Origin of the sequence: Micromonospora sp. DT31 (genome assembly GCF_049841795.1) — a bacterium.
Taxonomy (GTDB): domain Bacteria; phylum Actinomycetota; class Actinomycetes; order Mycobacteriales; family Micromonosporaceae; genus Micromonospora.
The window spans coordinates 1-870 of record NZ_JBNCKZ010000067.1 but is presented as its reverse complement, the minus strand read 5'-3'; the positions used below and the strand labels follow the sequence as shown (position 1 = coordinate 870).

The following is an 870-nucleotide window of genomic DNA, read 5'->3' as shown; positions in this document are numbered from 1 at the left end:
CCACCCAACTCATCCACCGCCGACACCGACACCCCATCCCCCACACCCACCAAACGCACCCGCAACACCGACGCACCACGCCGGAAAACACTCACCCCACTAAACGCGAAAGGCAACAACACACCCCCACCAGAACCCCCCGACACCAACAACCGAGAACCATGCAACACCGCATCGAACAACGCCGGATGCACCCCGAAACCCTCCACCTCCAAACCCTCCGGAAGCACCACCTCAGCAAAAACCTCACCACCACGACGCCACACCGAACGCAACCCCTGAAAACCCGGCCCATACTCAAAACCCGCCGCAAAAAGACCCTCATAAAAACCATCAACAGACTCCTCCACCGCACCCGACGGAGGCCACACCACACCCCACCCCAACTCCTCCCCCACCAACTCCTCGGAGTGTCCGGTGACACGAGCGAGGGCGCCGGTGGCGTGTCGCTGCCACGGCTGGCCGTCGTCCTGGCGCGCGTAGATCTCGAACGGACGGCGCCCATCGGCGCTGAACGGGGTGAGGATGATCTGGACCGCCACACCGGCGTTCCCGGGTAGAACGATCGGCTCGTCGACGGTCAGGTCGGCGATGACCGGGAGACCGAGCTGGTCAGCCACGAAGTCGAGCATCTCGACGAGCGCAGCAGCGGGTACGACGACCGCGGCACGGATCCGGTGGTCGGCCAACCACGGTTGGGCCGACGGTGCCAGCCGTCCGGAGTAGACCACCGAGCTACCGTCACCGAGTTCCGTGGCGACGCCTGCGAGCGGGTGATCGGTGCTGGTGAGACCGGCCTCGGCTGCGGTGTCGTGGTGGGTGGGTTGGCTGTTGAGCCAGTAGTCGTGGTGTTGGAAGGCGTAGGTGGGT

1 protein-coding gene is annotated in these 870 nt (G+C 65.1%); it reads right to left on the bottom strand.

All coding sequences use genetic code 11. The features are described from left to right. The coding region (locus ACLQ2X_RS28405) for a polyketide synthase dehydratase domain-containing protein (RefSeq protein WP_425684142.1) at positions 1–870 on the bottom strand (870 nt) is incomplete at both ends.